This window comes from Parasulfitobacter algicola (genome assembly GCF_013315265.1).
In the GTDB taxonomy this organism is placed as follows: domain Bacteria; phylum Pseudomonadota; class Alphaproteobacteria; order Rhodobacterales; family Rhodobacteraceae; genus Parasulfitobacter; species Parasulfitobacter algicola.
This window is the reverse complement of record NZ_JABUFE010000002.1, coordinates 136321-154476: the sequence shown is the minus strand read 5'-3', so window position 1 is coordinate 154476 and position 18156 is coordinate 136321. Positions and strand designations below refer to the sequence as shown.

16 protein-coding genes are annotated in these 18156 nt (G+C 51.4%); 13 read left to right on the top strand and 3 right to left on the bottom strand.

Features of this window, described 5'->3' with window-relative positions; genetic code table 11:
• Positions 1–3: 3 nt before the first annotated feature.
• Positions 4–744, bottom strand: a complete 741-nt coding sequence (locus HRQ87_RS04520; protein ID WP_174135699.1) for an SDR family NAD(P)-dependent oxidoreductase — start codon at positions 742–744, stop codon at positions 4–6.
• A gap of 106 nt (positions 745–850) precedes the next feature.
• Here HRQ87_RS04520 and argB point away from each other — a divergent pair, with 106 nt between their 5' ends.
• From argB to HRQ87_RS04495, 5 genes are all read left to right on the top strand, one after another.
• On the top strand, positions 851–1720 hold the full coding sequence (argB, locus tag HRQ87_RS04515; RefSeq protein WP_174135697.1) for an acetylglutamate kinase: 870 nt from the start codon (positions 851–853) through the stop codon (positions 1718–1720).
• Between the two features lie 117 nt (positions 1721–1837).
• Positions 1838–2866 (top strand): extracellular solute-binding protein, encoded by a 1029-nt coding sequence (locus HRQ87_RS04510; protein ID WP_174135695.1) that lies wholly within the window; start codon positions 1838–1840, stop codon positions 2864–2866.
• Between the two features lie 159 nt (positions 2867–3025).
• Positions 3026–4204, top strand: coding sequence for a dual-specificity RNA methyltransferase RlmN (rlmN, locus tag HRQ87_RS04505; protein ID WP_174135693.1), 1179 nt, complete (start codon positions 3026–3028; stop codon positions 4202–4204).
• Positions 4201–5124, top strand: coding sequence for a threonine/serine dehydratase (locus tag HRQ87_RS04500; RefSeq protein WP_174135691.1), 924 nt, complete (start codon positions 4201–4203; stop codon positions 5122–5124). Before rlmN ends, HRQ87_RS04500 begins: the two co-directional genes overlap by 4 nt.
• A gap of 39 nt (positions 5125–5163) precedes the next feature.
• Positions 5164–5613 carry a hypothetical protein gene (locus HRQ87_RS04495; RefSeq protein WP_174135689.1) on the top strand — a complete coding sequence of 150 codons (450 nt, stop codon included), beginning with the start codon at positions 5164–5166 and terminating at the stop codon, positions 5611–5613.
• On the opposite strand, the gene HRQ87_RS04490 is transcribed toward HRQ87_RS04495, so the two are convergent.
• The gene (locus HRQ87_RS04490) at positions 5593–6438 is read right to left on the bottom strand and encodes an LOG family protein (RefSeq protein WP_174135686.1); all 846 of its coding nucleotides are present in this window, start codon (positions 6436–6438) and stop codon (positions 5593–5595) included. The two genes, HRQ87_RS04495 and HRQ87_RS04490, sit on opposite strands and share 21 nt — an antisense overlap.
• A gap of 87 nt (positions 6439–6525) precedes the next feature.
• Between HRQ87_RS04490 and dapD the strand changes: the two genes are divergently transcribed.
• The 6 genes from dapD (at position 6526) to HRQ87_RS04460 (ending at position 13195) form a co-directional block, all read left to right on the top strand.
• Entirely contained in the window at positions 6526–7353 is an 828-nt protein-coding gene (gene dapD / locus HRQ87_RS04485) for a 2,3,4,5-tetrahydropyridine-2,6-dicarboxylate N-succinyltransferase (RefSeq protein WP_174135684.1), read from the top strand.
• Entirely contained in the window at positions 7346–7675 is a 330-nt protein-coding gene (locus HRQ87_RS04480) for a hypothetical protein (RefSeq protein WP_343035139.1), read from the top strand. Before dapD ends, HRQ87_RS04480 begins: the two co-directional genes overlap by 8 nt.
• A gap of 15 nt (positions 7676–7690) precedes the next feature.
• Complete coding sequence (locus HRQ87_RS04475) at positions 7691–8704, top strand: TIGR00341 family protein (RefSeq protein WP_174135680.1); 1014 nt, start codon at positions 7691–7693, stop codon at positions 8702–8704.
• Between the two features lie 24 nt (positions 8705–8728).
• Entirely contained in the window at positions 8729–9874 is a 1146-nt protein-coding gene (dapE, locus tag HRQ87_RS04470) for a succinyl-diaminopimelate desuccinylase (RefSeq protein ID WP_174135678.1), read from the top strand.
• Positions 9875–9931: 57 nt separating this feature from the next.
• On the top strand, positions 9932–12187 hold the full coding sequence (rnr, locus tag HRQ87_RS04465; protein WP_174135676.1) for a ribonuclease R: 2256 nt from the start codon (positions 9932–9934) through the stop codon (positions 12185–12187).
• 240 nt (positions 12188–12427) lie between these two features.
• Positions 12428–13195, top strand: a complete 768-nt coding sequence (locus HRQ87_RS04460) for an OmpA family protein (RefSeq protein WP_174135674.1) — start codon at positions 12428–12430, stop codon at positions 13193–13195.
• Positions 13196–13197: 2 nt separating this feature from the next.
• Here HRQ87_RS04460 and HRQ87_RS04455 read toward each other — a convergent pair whose 3' ends face one another.
• Positions 13198–14064: a LysR family transcriptional regulator gene (locus HRQ87_RS04455; RefSeq protein WP_174135672.1), complete on the bottom strand. Its 867-nt coding sequence runs from the start codon at positions 14062–14064 to the stop codon at positions 13198–13200.
• Between the two features lie 107 nt (positions 14065–14171).
• Between HRQ87_RS04455 and HRQ87_RS04450 the strand changes: the two genes are divergently transcribed.
• Both HRQ87_RS04450 and HRQ87_RS04445 read left to right on the top strand, forming a co-directional pair.
• Positions 14172–15707, top strand: coding sequence for a proton-conducting transporter transmembrane domain-containing protein (locus HRQ87_RS04450; RefSeq protein ID WP_174135670.1), 1536 nt, complete (start codon positions 14172–14174; stop codon positions 15705–15707).
• Between the two features lie 15 nt (positions 15708–15722).
• Complete coding sequence (locus HRQ87_RS04445; RefSeq protein ID WP_174135668.1) at positions 15723–18119, top strand: YbcC family protein; 2397 nt, start codon at positions 15723–15725, stop codon at positions 18117–18119.
• Positions 18120–18156 lie beyond the last annotated feature (37 nt).

The following is an 18156-nucleotide window of genomic DNA, read 5'->3' as shown; positions in this document are numbered from 1 at the left end:
CTTTTATACGTGCTGGCCTGCGTTCACTTCGATCTCAGTCCCTGTGACATAGCTTGACTGATCCGAGCATAGAAAAAATATCACGTCAGCCACTTCAGAAGGTTGGCCCAATCTGCGCAACGGCAGCTTTTCAACTATTTTTTCAGTCCCAGGCGACAGGATTGAGGTTTCGACTTCGCCCGGTGCTATCGCATTCACCCGCACACCCAAGGGGCCAAAGTCATGCGCCATTTCCCGCGTCAACGCGGCAAGGGCTGCTTTGGACGTTGCATAGGCCGCGCCTGCGAAAGGATGCGCTCGGCTGCCAGCAATCGATGTGACATTCACAACCGCCCCTTTGGCCGCGGTTAATTCGGTTTTTAGACCGCGTGCCAATACGACAGACGCAAAGAAGTTCACATGAAACACATGCCCCCATGTGCGCAAATCGGTATCAAATGTATTCAGCCGTTCACCGTCTGGGCCTTTGGGCGAAATGCCTGCGTTATTGACCAGCGCGTCCAGACGACCCCTCAGTTTTTCACGGATCACCTCGATCGCGGCGATGGTATTATTGGGATCAGCCAGATCAATTTCGACGTGATTATCTGCACCGCCCCCCCAAGGGCACGCATCCGGAAAAGGGTGGCGCGAACAGGTGATCACACGCCAGCCAGCCGAATTAAAGCGTTGCACCGTAGCGTGGCCGATGCCCCGGCTTGCGCCGGTTAAAACCATTGTGCGCTGTGGTTCAGTTTTCTGCATTTTGTAATCTCCGTCCGACGATAGCCTAGCAGTGTCTGCGGTGATGGCAACGCCCCTTGGCATGGTCACCGGAACCGATTACCAAAGACGCGCAAAGGGACATAAAATGAAGAAGCAAACAGCCATGGACGCCGATTGGATCGCAACAGCCCGTACCTTGTCACAGGCTTTGCCTTATCTGCAGCGATATGATGGCGCAATCGTCGTCATCAAATTTGGCGGCCATGCCATGGGCAGTGACGAGGCGATGGAAAGCTTTGCGCGCGACATCGTCTTGATGCGCCAAGTGGGTGTAAATCCGGTCGTTGTGCATGGGGGTGGGCCCATGATCAATAAAATGCTTGAGACATTGCAGATCAAATCCGATTTCGTGAATGGCAAACGTGTGACAGACGCCGCCACTGTAGAAGTCGTGGAAATGGTGCTGTCAGGTCGCGTGAATAAGCGGATCGTTCAGGCCATCAATGGGCAGGGTGGCAAAGCGGTTGGGTTGTCCGGCAAAGATGCAAACTTGATGATCTGTGATCAAACACATCCTGATCTTGGTTTTGTAGGGACCCCCGCTGATATTGATCCGGGCGTTCTGAGAACCTTATTCAAGGACGATACGATCCCTGTAATTGCGCCCATTGGAGCTGGGCGAAATGGCGAGACGTTCAATGTGAATGGCGATACCGCCGCAGGTGCGATTGCAGCTGCCTTGAATGCAGATCGGTTGCTTTTGTTAACGGATGTGCCTGGGGTCAAGGATGCCGATGGCGATGTGGTCACAGAGCTAACAACCCAACAAATTCGCACCATGATAACAGATGGTACAATTCAGGGCGGTATGATCCCAAAAACTGAGACGGCACTTGATGCGATTGAAAATGGTGTGCGTGCCGTCGTTATTCTTGATGGTCGCGCGCCTAACGCTTGTCTGCTTGAGTTGTTTACAGACCACGGGGCGGGGTCAATTATTCGACAAAAAGCGTGAATCTATAGTAAAATTTAATTCCGATTAAAATAATCGGAAAAGGACTTGCGTATCCTGACTAATTTGGTAACTGATTATTTTAGTAAGAAATAATCGGCTCTGTTAGGAGAACTATAAATGTCCCGATCAAAACTTGTCTCAGTCATTTCTTTATCAGTTGCAGCGGTGATTTCCGCCCCGTCATTTGCTTACGCCGAAGGCGAATTAAATTTGTATTCATCTCGTCATTACGACACGGACGAACGCCTTTATTCTGATTTTGAAGAACAAACTGGTATCACTGTCCGCCGGATTGAGGGCAATGCAGATGAGCTTCTGGCGCGTATGCAGGCCGAAGGTGCCAACAGTCCGGCTGATATTTTGCTGACGGTTGATACATCGCGGCTTGAGCGTGCGAAAGAAATGGGTTTGCTGCAATCAATCGACTCTGATGTGCTTGAAGCGCGTGTGCCGGGGTATTTGCAGGACGCTGACAACCAATGGTTTGGTCTTTCACAGCGCGCGCGTATTTTGTTTTACGACAAAAACGATGTGACCGATCCCCCGCAAACTTATGCTGATCTTGCCGACCCCAAATACAAGGGTTTAGTGTGCAGCAGGTCATCCACGAATGTCTATTCCCAGACCATTCTGGCAGCGATTATCGAACACGAAGGCGAAGCGGTCGCGCGAGATTGGGCAACCGGTGTTGTTGCAAACTTTGCACGTGATCCACAGGGCGGAGATACCGATCAACTGCGTGGCATCGTATCGGGGGAATGCGATATTTCGATGTCGAATACCTATTACTTCGGTCGGGCTATTCGCAAATCAGTCGAAGGCGTTTCTGATAGCCTGGACATGTTCGGTTGGGTTTTCCCTGATCAGGGCGGCAATGGTGCGCATATGAACCTGTCGGGCGGCGGCGTGGCTGTAAATGCGCCGAACCGTGAAAATGCAATTAGGTTCCTAGAATATTTGGCCAGCGATCAGGCGCAGCAATATTTTTCCGCCGGCAACGATGAATATCCTGCAGTTCCGGGTGTGGCGCTGTCGCCAAGCGTTGCGCAATTGGGATTTTTCAAACCAGATGATGTTGATCTATCAGCAGTTGCGAAAAATGTCGGCACAGCCCAAGCGATATTTAATGAGGCCGGTTGGGAGTAATCCACCACCTCTATGACGTTAAAAGACGCGGTGGCCATACCTCCCCGCGTCTTTTATTTATTGTATAACGAAGCGTTTAAAGTCCGAATGTTTGGTTTCATTTGAAATATTCCCAAAATCCTATATGTGAGCAGTCCAGTCTTTATTTGGAGTAGTCGCATGTCGGACAATGCACCGATCACGCAGGATGTTTTGACGATTCCGCGCAAATTACCGGATGGCCCGATCAATCTGATTGGATTGACGCGCGATAGTTTGCGTGCGGCATTGATTGCTGCTGGTACGCCCGAGAAGCAGTCAAAAATGCGGACTGGGCAAATTTGGCAGTGGCTTTATCAAAAGGGCGTTCGGTCATTCGATGCGATGACAAACCTGTCCAAACCCTATCGCGCAGAACTGGCGCAGCATTTCATGATTGAGCTGCCTGAGCTGGTTACAAAGCAAGTATCCGAGGACGGAACACGCAAATATCTGGTGCGGATCGCTGGCGGGCACGAGGTTGAGGTCGTTTATATCCCTGAAGAAAACCGGGGAACTTTGTGTATTTCGTCTCAGGTCGGGTGTACATTGACCTGCTCGTTTTGTCACACTGGCACGCAAAAGCTGGTACGCAATCTAACACCGGGCGAGATTATCGGTCAGGTGATGCTGGCGCGCGATGATCTGGATGAATGGCCCGAGGCAGGTCAAAACCCTGCGGATAAACCAAGGTTGCTGTCAAACATCGTGCTAATGGGCATGGGCGAGCCGCTTTATAATTTCGAAGGCGTGCGCGATGCGATGAAAATCGCAATGGATCCCGAAGGCATTCAACTGTCCAGGCGGCGGATTACGCTGTCAACCAGTGGCGTGGTGCCTGAAATCGCACGCACGGCCACCGAAATTGGGTGTTTGCTGGCGGTATCGTTTCATGCGACCACAGACGAAGTGCGCGATAAGCTGGTTCCCATTAACAAGCGCTGGCCGATCGCTGATTTGCTTGATGCGCTGCGGGCTTATCCCAAGGCCAGCAATTCCGAACGTATCACATTTGAATATGTGATGCTGAAAGGCGTGAATGACAGTGATGATGATGCACGTCGTCTGGTCAAGCTGATCAAAGGCATACCTGCCAAGATCAATCTGATCCCCTTCAACGAATGGCCCGGTGCGCCCTATGAACGATCAGATTGGAAGCGGATCAAGTCGTTTGCAGATATTGTTCATGATGCAGGTTATGCCAGCCCAATCCGAAAACCGCGTGGCGAAGATATTATGGCAGCATGCGGTCAGCTGAAATCAGACACGGAACGCGCCCGTAAATCCCGCAAGGAAATCGCAGCCGAGGCCGGTCTTTGACAGACTGGCGCACGCAGATAGATGCGGCGGCTGACCGAATAGATGCGTATATTGTGCGAACGCCAGTTCTGAAACTGGATGCATTTGATTTGGGCTATCCAGTTGAAATCAAGCTTGAGCAGATGCAGCACACGGGCAGCTTTAAGGCACGCGGTGCGTTTAACAATCTGCTGACGCGTGATGTGCCAAGGGTCGGTATTGTGGCGGCATCGGGCGGCAATCACGGGGCAGCTGTTGCATTTGCGGCGCGCACTTTGGGCTATAAAGCACGGATTTATGTGCCTGAAATTGCGGGCCCTGCAAAAATTGCGTTGATTGAACGAACCGGCGCGGATTTGCATGTCATACCGGGGACATATGCAAATGCGCTTGAAGCCGCGCAGCACTATGAGGCTGAGACAGGCGCGATCCAAATTCATGCCTATGATGCTATGGAAACGGTGGTGGGCCAGGGGACCTTGGCGCGCGAATGGCAGGCGCAAGGATTAGAGGCCGATACAGTGATTATCGCCGTAGGTGGCGGCGGTTTGATCGGTGGGGCGTTGGCCTGGTTTGGGGGTGTACGGCGCGTCATTGCGGTTGAGCCTGTTCAAGCTGCAACATTACACACAGCATTGCAGCACGGGCCAGAAACAGCGGTTGAGGTGTCTGGTGTGGCCGCAAATGCATTGGGGGCACGACAGATTGGCCGGATCGCCTATGATCTGGCGCAGCAGCACCTTACAGCGTCAATGACCGTGACAGATGAAGCGATTATCGCGGCGCAACGCGCGTTATGGATCCATGCGCGACAGTTGACGGAACCTGCGGGTGCTGTTGCTTTGGCCGCGCTAACCTCTGGGGAATATCAGCCAGAGCCTGATGAAAAAGTCGCTATTCTGATTTGCGGCGGGAATATTGCGCCAGATCCTTTGGCCTGATTAACTATATTTTCAGCAGCTGTGATTAGCGTTCATTTTATGGATAAGATCACAGCTATGTTTCATTTGTCACAACCCACAATTGAGGCACTTCAGAAAATCGCAGCGGAAGAGGGCGTTGAGGCGGGCGATATTGTTCGCGATGCCATCAAACGCGATCTCTTTCGTAGATCACGCGCGAAGAAGTCCGTCAGGACTGATGAGCGGCTCGTCGCACCCTTGCGGGCGCTTCTTGCTGATGATTTTGCCTTTGCTACGGGATGGAAAGATTTACAGGCGCGACTGTCTGTAAAAGGCTATATGCTGCAAGAAGCGGGTGCCGGTCTTGCGCTTTTTGAAATCGGCAATAACAGGCGTGTGGCCAAAGCATCGGATTTCGGTACCAGCTATACAAAGCTGATGCGCCGTTTTAACGCGCCCTTTCCAGGACATTCACACATCTATATTTTCGAACGCGACATTGCGCGATCAGCGGCCAGGGATCGCTGATCTTTTCTGGCCGGCACCATTCCAGTTTTCGATCTCGGCGATTGCTTCGGAGGCTGTGTCGACAAATCGAAACAGGTCCAGATCTTCGGCTGAAATAGTGCCTGCGTCAGCCAGCGCATCCCAGTTGATGATCCGTTCCCAAAAAGCTTTGCCAAACAGTAAAAATGGGACTGCTGACATGCGACCCGTCTGAATTAGCGTCAGGCTTTCGAACAGTTCATCGAGGGTGCCAAAGCCACCCGGAAAGACACAGATCGCTTTGGCGCGCAGCAGGAAATGCATTTTTCTGATGCCAAAGTAGTGGAAATTAAAGCACAGCTCTGGTGTGACATACTCATTCGGCGCCTGTTCATGGGGCAACACAATATTCAACCCTATGGATTTGCCGCCCGCATCAACTGCACCACGATTTCCGGCCTCCATCACGCCGGGGCCGCCGCCAGTGACAATGACGTCTTCCTGCCCACCGCTTTCGATTGATTTCAACGTCATCAGCCGGGCAAATTCGCGAGCCTCATCATAATGGCGCGACAGTTCAGCCAGCGTTTCTGTGCGGGCCTGATCTTTTTTTGTAGGTTCGGGAATGCGCGCGCCACCGAAAAGAACAATAGTGGATTGTATGCCAGCTTCGTCCAAAATGATCTCGGGCTTCAGCAGTTCAAGCTGCAATCGCACGGGGCGCAATTCGGGCCGCGTCAGAAAATCTTCGTCTGCAAAGGCCAGTCGGTAGATGTCTGAACGGGTTTGCGGTGTGTCGGGCACATGCCGAACGGTTTCAATATCATCCTGACTGTCGCGAAACAGATGGCTGCGGTCATCACTCATTACGTCGTCCTTCGCATTGCACGCTTGCATGCATCGGTCTATAGCCCAATGCGACGTGATGCCAGCATGGAATTGGGAGAATGACAGATGTCAAACGCCGCGCTTGAAACTGCAATCGAAGCCGCATGGGATGCGCGCGATACGATCACCCCGACCACTACGGGCGAGGCTCGCGAGGCGATCGAAGATACATTGAACGCATTGGACAGCGGATCATTGCGCGTAGCTGAAAAGCAAGATGACGGCAGTTGGCACGTGAACCAATGGGCCAAAAAAGCGGTTCTGTTGGGTTTTCGTCTAAAGGATATGGAACAGCAGGACGGCGGCCCCCAAGGAAGCGGCTGGTGGGATAAGGTCGACAGCAAATTCAAAGGCTGGGGCGACAATCAATGGCGGGCCGCCGGATTTCGGGCTGTGCCAAACTGCATTGTGCGTAAATCAGCTTTTATTGCCCCCGGGGTTGTCTTGATGCCGTCTTTTGTAAACCTTGGTGCTTATGTTGACAGTGGCACGATGGTTGACACATGGGCCACTGTTGGCAGCTGTGCGCAAATCGGTAAAAATGTGCATTTGTCCGGCGGCGTTGGCATTGGTGGTGTGCTGGAACCCATGCAGGCTGGTCCAACGATCATCGAAGACAATTGCTTTATCGGTGCCCGGTCCGAAGTCGTCGAGGGCTGCATTGTCCGCGAAGGGTCCGTTCTGGGTATGGGTGTCTTTATCGGCCAATCCACCAAGATCGTTGATCGCGAAACAGGCGATGTGACTTATGGCGAAGTACCGCCCTATTCCGTCGTTGTCGCAGGGTCTATGCCATCAAAAAATGGCGTTAATCTGTATTGTGCGGTGATCGTTAAGCGGGTCGACGAAAAGACCCGGTCCAAAACTGGCATAAATGAGTTGCTGCGTGACTAAGGAAACGCGCCAGCAAGTCTATACCCTTGTGATCGAAGTTGGTCGCAAGGATGGCGACGGTTTACCCGAAACGTCAATAGGGGCCGCACTTATGTGCTATGCCAGTGGTGTTGACGAAGCTGAAGCTGTGCGCGAAACCGTTGCGATCCTAAAGCGGGCAGATATGGCCCCACTTGATGTGACGGGCTACGGCACACTTGACGAACGGTTGGCACAAGGCCATGAAATCGAACAGGAAGAACGCGATTTGATGCAACGTGCGCTGCAGGAAAATTCAGTGATCGTCGCACAAATGACACCGTTTTACGCAGATAAATCATGATAGGTGGTATCAATCATGCCATTTAGGTTGATCCAGCTTTCTGTACCACGCGATTGGTCGGACAGTATTTCCGAAATTACAGAAGATTTACCCCAAGGGGATTGTTGGAGCATTCGCAGCAAAAATGATGATCATCCAGATCAAATTTTCATGCTGGTTCATACGGCCGATTCCCAGGAAAAAATGGATAAGATCAGCGATGCCTTGGCGGATTGTGATCATTGGAAGCTGATCAGCCATTCGACCGAAGCCGTCTTGCCGGAACCAGAAGATGAGGAAAAGCAGGAAGATCTTGATCAGCAAAACCAATCTGCAGCCCGCGAAGAGATTTATGCAGATGTGCGAAACGGTGCCATTCTGACGTCGGATTATCTTGTGCTGACAGGGCTGGCCACACTGGTGGCTGCGATTGGATTGAACACAGGACAATTGGCTGTGGTGATCGGGGCAATGGTTATTGCACCATTGCTTGGCCCGATCATTGCGTTTTCATTCGGCACGACTTTGGGAAATCGGGATCTTTTGTGGATTTCCTTAAAGTCGCTGCTGGTGGGATTGGCCGTCTCGATTGCAGTTGGCATGACTTTGGGATTGTCACTTCCGGTAAATATCGAATCTGGCTTGATGAATTTCAAAGAACCTTTGGGACTGAACACAGTTGCCTTGCCATTAGCATCGGGTGCGGCGGCAGCCCTTATGGTCGCGCGCGGGAATCAATCCGCACTTGTTGGCGTGATGGTTGCTGCGGCACTTTTACCCCCGATTGCAGCGTTTGGATTGCTGTTGGGTGCACAGGAATACCGGCAGGCGATCAGGGCCATGGTGACAGTTCTGGTTAATATCGTTGCGATCAATCTTGCGGCTCAGGCTGTTTTTCTGTCAAAAGGTATTCGGCCCCGCAGTTGGTTAAGTGATGATTATCAAAACTCGCTTCGCTGGAATATCGGTGTGTCAATTGCATTGGTTTTGTCGATGTTTCTGGCGCTTTATATCTTTGGCGGCGGTGGTGTGGTCAGTTGGGATAATTGAAGTCATCAGAGTGGGGATTAGAATATGAAACCTGTTGACCCTGTTGCTTTGACGGCTGATTTGATCCGTTGCCCGTCTGTGACGCCGGCCGAAGGTGGGGCTCTGCAGTTATTGCAGGCGGTTTTGCAAGATGCAGGCTTTGAATGCTGGCGTGTGGACAGGGGCGATGTTGCCAATCTTTACGCGCGTTGGGGTGAAAAGGGACATTCCCAATCATTCGGATTCAATGGGCATACGGACGTGGTCCCGATTGGTGATAAAGCTGCGTGGACGGTTGATCCGTTTGGTGGGCAGATCACGGATGGTGTTCTGTACGGGCGGGGTGCGACAGATATGAAGTCAGGTGTTGCGGCTTTTGCGGCAGCGGCGATTGATTTTGTGACCGTTACGCCACCTGATGGTGCCATCATTCTGGCGATCACAGGGGACGAGGAAGGCGACGCCACGGACGGTACAGTCGCTTTGCTAGACTGGATGCAAGGCAAAGGCGAGGCCATGTCAGTGTGCCTGGTCGGCGAACCTACTTGTCCTGACCGTATGGGCGAAATGATGAAAATCGGGCGGCGCGGTTCCCTGACGGCTTATGTCACTGTGACAGGTGTTCAGGGCCATTCGGCCTATCCACATCGCGCGAAAAATCCATTGCCAGCGATCGCGCGACTGATAGACCGATTGTCCAGTCATGAACTGGATCAGGGTACAGATCACTTTGACCCCTCGACGTTGGCAGTCGTTACGATTGATACGGGTAATCCCGCCACAAATGTAATACCCGCAGAATGCCGTGCGACGGTGAATATTCGATTCAATGATACCCATTCCGGGGCAAGTCTGACCGCATGGCTGCAGGATCAGGCAAAGACCGTTTCAGACGAAATGGATATAAAAATCGATATCAAAGTCAAAGTTTCGGGCGAAAGCTTTGTAACTCCGCCGGGCGAATTGTCTGATCTGGTGGCCCATGCCGTCAAAGCCGAAACCGGGATTGAACCTGGCATGTCCACCTCGGGTGGGACATCGGATGCACGTTTTGTCAAAGATCATTGTCCCGTGGTGGAATTCGGTCTTGTGGGCAAAACCATGCATCAGGTGGATGAATGTGTGCAGACCGAACAGATTGATCAGCTAAAAGGGATCTATATGCGTATTTTGCGGGAATATTTCATCTGAGGATTATGCGTGCTTTCTTTCCGTGACGGCCCCTTGGCTTCGTGCTAGGTCGTCCGCATGACAAAAATTCCAACGAAAACTGAAGTGCTGGACTGGATTTCCCAGAACCCTACGCTGACTTCGAAACGTGATATTGCCAAGGCCTTTGGGATCAAAGGTGCTGCGCGGATTGATCTGAAACGGCTCTTGCGCGAACTTGAGACCGAAGGCCATTTGGAAAAGCGTAAAAAGACCTATCGCGATCCTGATAAACTGCCACCTGTCAGTGTGTTACAGGTTCTAAGCCCCGGTAAGGACGGCGATTTAATGGCCAAGCCCATGGAATGGCATGGCGAAGGTGTTGAACCCGTTGTGTTGCTGATCCCGCGGGCTGCGGACCCTGCATTGGGCGAAGGCGACCGTATTCTGGCGCGTCTGACTGAGGTCAAAGGCCAGGATCATCATTATGAGGCCCGCCTGATCCGCCGTATCGGTCAAAGTCCAAAGCGTGTGGTCGGTATTTTCCGCACTGGCGCCGAAGGTGGTTGGATTGTCCCAATTGATAAGGGAACAGAAAAGGATTTTGTTGTCGCTGCGGATGCGACGGGGGGCGCGAAAGAAGGCGAATTGGTTGAGGCTGAACAGATTGGACCCAAAGGACGCATGGGTTTGCCAAGAGCGCGGATTTTAAAACGGCTGGGCGATCCATCGGCCCCGCGTGCTGTGTCGCTGATTGCGATCCACCAGCACGGCATTCCAGATCATTTTCCACAGGATGTAATCGCCGAAGCCGATGCTATGAAACCAGCGGGTCTAAAGGATCGCGAAGACCTGCGTGATATGCCCTTAATTACAATTGATCCGGCAGATGCGCGTGATCATGACGACGCCTGTTTCGCCCATGCGGATGATGACCCCAAAAACGAAGATGGCCATGTGGTTTGGGTCGCGATCGCAGATGTGGCACATTATGTGACGCCTGGATCGGAACTGGATCGCGAAGCGCGCAAACGGGGCAATTCAACATATTTCCCGGATCGTGTGGTGCCGATGTTGCCTGATCGTTTGTCTGGTGATCTTTGTTCATTGCATGAAGGTGTTCCGCGGGCGTGTATTGCAGTGCGGATGCAAATTGATGCAAAAGGCCATAAGATCGGGCATCGTTTTGTGCGCGGATTGATGAAAAGCCATGCGTCATTGAACTATGTCGAGGTTCAGGCGGCGATGGACGGTCAACCCAATGAAAAGGTCGCACCCTTTTTAGACCATGTGATCAAGCCGCTTTACGCCGCTTATACCGCTTTGACCAAGGCAAGGGCCGTGCGCCAGCCTTTGGAACTGGATTTGCCCGAACGACGTATCGAACTGGCAGATGACGGTACGGTGACGGCGGTCAATTTTCGGGATCGCCTGGATGCGCATCGGTTAATCGAAGAATTCATGGTATTGGCGAATGTCGCCGCTGCCGAAGAATTGACAAATCGTCGTACGCCCTTGTTGTTCCGTGTGCATGAAGAACCTTCACCCGAAAAGTTGGAAGCCTTGCGTGAAACGGCACAGGCCTCTGGTTTGCAACTGGCCAAAGGGCAGGTTTTGAAAACCCAACACTTAAACCAGCTTTTGAAAGCGGCTGCCGACAGTGAGTTTTCAGAACTGATCAATTTATCTACCCTAAGGTCAATGACACAGGCGTATTACAATCAGGAAAATTTTGCGCATTTTGGACTGGCGTTGAAGAAATATGCGCATTTCACGTCCCCTATTCGCCGCTATGCTGATCTGATTGTTCATCGCGCTTTGATCGCAGCGCACGGCTGGGGCAAGGATGGGCTGACAGATCAGGACATCAATATTCTGGATGAAACTGCAGTGCTGATTTCTGATACCGAACGGCGGTCGATGATGGCCGAACGTGACACGACGGATCGCTATCTGGCCAGCTATCTAAGCGAACGGGTGGGCAACGAATTTACGGGCCGGATTTCCGGTATCGCGCGGTTTGGTGTCTTCGTGAAGCTGGATGAAACGGGGGCAGATGGTCTGATCCCAATCCGAAGTCTAGGACGCGAATACTTTCATCACGACGCAGAAACGCAAACCCTGATGGGCTCTGACAGCGGTATGGTGATTGGTCTTGGACAACGCGTGACCGTCCGTTTGTCCGAAGCGGTACCCGTCACAGGTGGCCTTACGCTGGAACTGCTAAGTATTGAAGGCGACGATATGCCCAAAGGTCCGGCACGCGGACGCGGCAAGCCGCCACGGCGAAAGGCCGGATCAGGTAAGAAACGCGCGGCAAAAGAGAAACGTAAGGTATCACGAAAGCGATCCTAGAAATTTTCTGGTAGTGGACAGCCTGTATTAATATCCAAAATAGGCGTGTTTAAGCCGAGTGTTTTTTAGCACTATTTTCTGGGAATACTTACGAAGTGATCCCAGTTTAAACTATTATCCGAATGTCATGTACGCAAGATGGATAAAAAAACTTGAACCTATGCGCAGAAGCATAGACATATTATGATCAAGTGCTGTTTTAAGCAGCTTGGCCATACTATTTGCAAAGGTTTCTTTATTATGAAAATTTCCTCATTCTCTTTTTGTCTTGGACTTGCTTTGATATCTGCACCTGCATGGGCCGATCTAAAAGTGACCGGTGATGGCGATGTATCAATTGGCGGCATGTCTGTAACCGGCGAAGGGGATGTGCAGATGGACGGTATGTCTGTCGGATCTGATGGCGATGTTAAAATTGGTGATGAGATATCGATCGACTCTGACGGTGATGCCAACATAGGTGGCGGTCTGTCTGCAGGATCTGATGGTAATGTTAACATTGGCGGGGCATTGTCTGCTGGTGCAGACGGCAATGTTAGTATTGGCGATATTGAGGTTGGTGAAGATGGATCTGTCGTCATGCCAGAGATGCGTGTCGAAAGTGACGGATCAGTATCGATGGGTAGCGAATTTGAAACTTCTGACATGGCCGAAGCTTTGGAACAGCCTGGGGCTGTGATCAATGTCTCGATCCTGTTTGCGTCTGGCTCGGCCGAGCTGACAGACGATGGTCGTGCCCAAGTCAAGCAAGTGGCGGATGCAATGTTTATGCTGGACGACGGTGTGCGTGTTCTGATCGAAGGACATACTGACAGCGTGGGATCAGACGCAGATAATTTTGCTTTATCAAATGCACGGTCACAGACAGTGATGAATGAGCTGCTTTTGAAACACGATGTGGAGGTGCAGCTTTTGTCAGGTGGCAAAGGGGAAACAAGCCCTGTTGCTGATAATGGGACAGCCATCGGGCGCAGCCTGAACCGCCGTGTTACATTTACCCGTAATTGATCCTAGGACAGCAAGTCTTTCAGGGTGGGATTTGGAAAGCGGCGATCCAGTGTGATTGCGTAAAAACTTTCCGACATTCCATCCAAAGGGGCGATTTCGACCAATTCGCCTGATTTTAATTCGTCCTGCACAACGATGGGCGGCAGTACAGCAAGGCCGATGTCCTGGCGGGTCAAAAGCCGCAGCATTGCCATATCGTCAACCTCGGCTGCGATGATGGGCCGTATCCCAAGCCGATCGGTCAAAGCATCAAAATCGCGTCTAAGTGCGCTGTTCTTTGTGGGTACTAAAATAGGATGGGTTGCAAGCATGTGTTGCAACTTCCGTGGTTTGTCAAAGCGTGACGGCGTACCGATCAGGCTAACCTGCTGTTCGGACAATTTATGCGATATGAATGACGTCGTGCCGTCACTGTCAGTGGCCTGATTGGTCAGAACCACATCGATCTGAAGCGCTTTAAGGGCCATTAAAAGTTCGGTTAAACTTCCGGATTTCAAGTCCAGCTCAATATCATTGCGGCCAAGCAGCGGCCTTAGGAACTGCAGTTGGAAATTACGCGATAACGTAGCCAATGCGCCAACGCGCAATGCATTCCGGGCACGCCCTGTTTCATTCAATGTTCCCAGTAATTCATCGCCGACTGCGAAAATAGTATCTGCATGATCCAACGCAATACGCCCTGCTTCGGTCAGATGCAGCTGTCTACCGCGTCTTTCGAACAAGGGGTGGCCTAAACGATCTTCAAGCTTGCGTATCTGAACAGAAAGCGCAGATTGCGACAGGTTTAGTTTTTCTGCGGTGCGGGTCAAATTCCCATCGTGTGCAACTGCCCAGAAGTAACGTAGGTGATTATAATTCAATGATGCCATAACGTTCTATTAAACAGAATGAATGATGAATAACAATGTATTTAATTTATGCATTTTGATGCTCTACATCTGATCCAAGCCGATTTTACAAATGAATGGGATCCGATATGACAACTGCCTATCTTCTTCCACTTATTGCACCGATTGCCCTATTGCTGACAGCTGTTTTATGCGTCAGATCTGAAAAATGGTGGTCACAACTGGCCGAAGGGGCAGCGTTTTTTGCACTTCTAGTTGCCGTTACTTCGTTTGGTGTACTGATATGGATGGGGCCCGGAGCAAGCCCATACCTGATCCTTCCAACGCGGTTGGATTTGCTAAGTGCGATCATGCTGATGCTTGTGTCTTTTGTCGGATGGATCGTTTTGCGGTATGCAGCGACGTATCTTGATGGTGAACCACGTCAAGGCCCCTTTACTGCCTGGATGTGTGCGACTTTGGCGTCGGTATTGATGCTGGTTCAGTCAGATCATCTGATCCAACTTGGTGCCGCATGGATCGCAACCAGCTTTTTCCTACAAAAATTGCTTTTGTTTTATGCGGATCGTACAGGCGCACAGCGGGCTGCGCGGAAAAAATTTGTCGTATCTCGGCTTTCCGATATCGCGGTAATTGCAGCTTTCTTCTTGCTGGCAATAGGGTATGGCACCGGAAATATTTCTGAAATTATTAGCGCTGCCAAGACAGGCAATGCACCGCAAACGGTTGTTTGGGCAGTCGGCTTTTTGGCCATTGCAGCTTTGCTGAAATCGGCTCAATTCCCGACGCATGGGTGGCTGACAGAGGTGATGGAAACCCCAACGCCTGTATCAGCCTTGCTGCACGCTGGTGTCATTAATGCAGGTGGATTTTTACTGCTAAGATTTGCGGATGTTCTGGTGTTGGCCCCATGGGTCATGGCATTTCTGGTCATGATTGGTGGCTTTACTGCACTGTTTGGCGGTATCGTCATGTTGACGCAGTCTGCTGTAAAAACATCTTTGGCTTGGTCAACCATTGCCCAAATGGGTTTTATGATCATGCAATGTGGTTTGGCGCTTTTTCCGCTAGCGTTGCTGCATATCGTAGCGCATTCACTGTACAAAGCACATGCCTTTTTATCGTCGGGTGGTGCTGTGCGGATTGTTACGGATTTACACCGGCCCGGGCCGATTGCCGTGCCCAACGTGTGGGCCGTGACCAAGGCTTTTGCCATTGCGATCGCCATTTACGCACTGCTTGCAGTGCCATTTGGCTTTGCTGATAAATCGGCCCAGACCATAGCGCTTGGGGCTATCTTGATCTTTGGCGTCGCGTATCTTTTGGCGCAAGGCATGGCGGGGGCGGCACCCTATCGCCTGATGCGCAAGACAGTGATGTATTCATTGGCGGCTGCGCTTGGCTATTTCACGCTGCAAACGGGTGCGGAATGGGCCATGGCAGAAACATTTCCGGCCACACCACAACCTGGGGCGTTGGAATGGACAATGATCGTTTTGGCCGTTGGCAGCTTTGGTCTGATTGCCGTTGCCCAAGCGATGTTGCCGCTTTGGGCCCATAAGCCATGGGCTCGGCATCTGCGGATACATGCAACAAACGGGTTTTATGTCACGGCTGCTTTTGACCGGCTTGTTTGGGCCTGGTCGCTGCGTAAGTCAGTTTAAGAAAGGAATTTGGATATGACAAACACTGCAAACATTCTGAATGTTGCTGAACAGGCTTGCAATGCTATCCCACCTGCCTGGCCATTGGCTGCAACAGTTGCCGTTAATCCATTTTTGGGTCAATCAGGGCAAAATCTGGCAGACACTACAGCGCTTTTGGCGCGTGTGGCCGGTACGCCCGTGACGATGCCCAAGAAATGGTATCTTGATAAAATCCAATCCGGTGCAATAACCGATGTCGATTTATTGGATGCGTTGACAGCTGCGGATTTCGGTCAAAAGCCACAAACTGTGGATGCTTTAAAAAGTGCTGCGCAGTCGATGTCATCACAGCCGAATGCGGTTCCAACAATTACAGAATTGGCATCGAAAGCGTCTGGCATAGATTGGACCGCGATTGTGACAGATCGGATTGGCGCATGGGCGGCGGGCTATTTTGATAAGGGACAAGCCCTTTGGGGTGACGCCGACAAAACCGGCGCCTGGCCCGCGTGGTGTCAGTTTGCGCAGTATGATCTAACCCCAGATATACGGGGATTGAGCGGCTTCAGAACCACAGTCGCGGGATTACCTGACAATACAAAAGATGCCATTTTCCAAATGACTCAAACCCTGGGGCTGACAGAAGCTGAATGTCAGACATATTTCCACCAACAACTGATGATGCTTGGCGGATGGGCGCAATATGCGCGCTATTTGTCATGGCAAACGGGGCTTGAGGGTAAAACCGATGATACTTTGCGCGATCTTCTGGCCATTTCACTGGTGTGGGAGGTTGCATTATTTGAGCAATATAAAGATCAAATCAGCGCAGATTGGATCAAGGCACGTGCCGAACACGCAACGGCTTTGGCGCCATCACAAGATCAGATTGTGGCAGTTATTCTTCAAGACGCAGCCGAACGTGCGGGACAAAGGCGGCTGTCAAACGCATTGATTGTAACATCTCATCAACCTGCTTCGGAACGGCCCAAAGTACAGGCTGCGTTTTGTATTGATGTTCGGTCCGAAGTTTTCCGCCGCGCTTTAGAGGCTCAGGATACGCAAATTGAAACCATTGGATTTGCAGGTTTTTTTGGTCTAACGGCCCATCACAAGCAGTTCGCATCTGATATTGAAGAAGCGCGCTTGCCAGTGCTTTTAAAACCCGGCGTGTCGTCTGTGTCGGGCGGCAATTGGCATTCCGAAGAGGATTGGGCCGCACGGATCAATGCCCGTGCACAACGGGCATGGGGCAGATTTAAACTGGCTGCCGTATCTTCTTTTGCTTTTGTCGAAGCAACGGGTCCGCTTTACGCTGGCAAACTGCTACGCGACAGTTTTAGTTTGAACAACCGTTCAACCAACATCCAACCCGCACCACAATTTAGTCCGGACCTTGATGCAATATCCAAGGCAGATATGGCCGAAACGATCTTGAATGCGATGTCGTTGACCGAAACTTTTGCGCCACTGGTCGTTTTGGCAGGACACGGTGCAAATGTTACAAATAATGCCCATGAAAGCGCTTTGCATTGCGGTGCGTGCGGTGGCTATTCGGGCGATGTCAACGCAAGACTTCTGGCTGGAATATTGAATGATGACACTGTGCGTGGATTGCTTGCAGCGCGCCAAATTATCATACCGGACGATACAATCTTTGTTCCTGCATTACACGATACAACGACGGACGTGGTGACACTTTATGATGGCGATATATTCATCGACCATAATGCAGCGAAAGCACTGGATGAACTGCGGTCTTGGTTAAATTCAGCAGGCAAGGCGGCCAGGGCTGAGCGGTCGTTGCGACTGGCGCGGGCAAAGACCGATGGCGATGTTTTGCAACGTGCCTTGGACTGGGCCGAAGTGCGCCCGGAATGGGGGCTTGCGGGTTGTAATGCGTTTATCGCAGCGCCGCGGCATCGCAGCCATGGCACGCAATTAAAGGGGCAGGCGTTTCTGCATAGTTATGATTGGAAAAAGGACAGTGATTTCAACGTACTTGAGTTGATCATGACAGCCCCGGTTGTTGTGGCCAGTTGGATCAGCCTGCAATATTATGGCTCAACCGTTGCGCCGGACACGTTTGGCGCGGGCAACAAATTGTTGCATAATATCACTGGTGGCATTGGTGTTGTTGAGGGCAATGGAGGTGTCATGCGAGCCGGACTACCTTGGCAATCGGTTCACGATGGTGAAAATTATGCACATGATCCATTGCGTTTAAATGTTGTGATCGAAGCACCGCGCGATGCGATGAACGATATTTTGCAGCGCCATCAAGGGGTTCGGGACCTGTTTGACAATGGCTGGCTGCATTTGTTTGCAATGGATGACATGGGTCGCATGGCGTGGCGTTATGTTAGTGATTTAAAATGGCAAGAATACGTGCAAGATGACTTGAAAACGGCATCTTTTATCGCCGCTTAATAGGCAATATATATCTGCCCGCTGATTAGAACCGGCG

Bases quoted from the DNA above. Each gene is read 5' to 3' on its own strand.
- HRQ87_RS04520 (WP_174135699.1), bottom strand. From the start codon at position 744: ATGCAGAAAACTGAACCACAGCGCACAATGGTTTTAACCGGCGCAAGC.
- argB (WP_174135697.1), top strand. From the start codon at position 851: ATGAAGAAGCAAACAGCCATGGACGCCGATTGGATCGCAACAGCCCGT.
- HRQ87_RS04510 (WP_174135695.1), top strand. From the start codon at position 1,838: ATGTCCCGATCAAAACTTGTCTCAGTCATTTCTTTATCAGTTGCAGCG.
- rlmN (WP_174135693.1), top strand. From the start codon at position 3,026: ATGTCGGACAATGCACCGATCACGCAGGATGTTTTGACGATTCCGCGC.
- HRQ87_RS04495 (WP_174135689.1), top strand. From the start codon at position 5,164: ATGGATAAGATCACAGCTATGTTTCATTTGTCACAACCCACAATTGAG.
- HRQ87_RS04490 (WP_174135686.1), bottom strand. From the start codon at position 6,438: ATGAGTGATGACCGCAGCCATCTGTTTCGCGACAGTCAGGATGATATT.
- dapD (WP_174135684.1), top strand. From the start codon at position 6,526: ATGTCAAACGCCGCGCTTGAAACTGCAATCGAAGCCGCATGGGATGCG.
- HRQ87_RS04475 (WP_174135680.1), top strand. From the start codon at position 7,691: ATGCCATTTAGGTTGATCCAGCTTTCTGTACCACGCGATTGGTCGGAC.
- dapE (WP_174135678.1), top strand. From the start codon at position 8,729: ATGAAACCTGTTGACCCTGTTGCTTTGACGGCTGATTTGATCCGTTGC.
- rnr (WP_174135676.1), top strand. From the start codon at position 9,932: ATGACAAAAATTCCAACGAAAACTGAAGTGCTGGACTGGATTTCCCAG.
- HRQ87_RS04460 (WP_174135674.1), top strand. From the start codon at position 12,428: ATGAAAATTTCCTCATTCTCTTTTTGTCTTGGACTTGCTTTGATATCT.
- HRQ87_RS04455 (WP_174135672.1), bottom strand. From the start codon at position 14,064: ATGGCATCATTGAATTATAATCACCTACGTTACTTCTGGGCAGTTGCA.
- HRQ87_RS04450 (WP_174135670.1), top strand. From the start codon at position 14,172: ATGACAACTGCCTATCTTCTTCCACTTATTGCACCGATTGCCCTATTG.
- HRQ87_RS04445 (WP_174135668.1), top strand. From the start codon at position 15,723: ATGACAAACACTGCAAACATTCTGAATGTTGCTGAACAGGCTTGCAAT.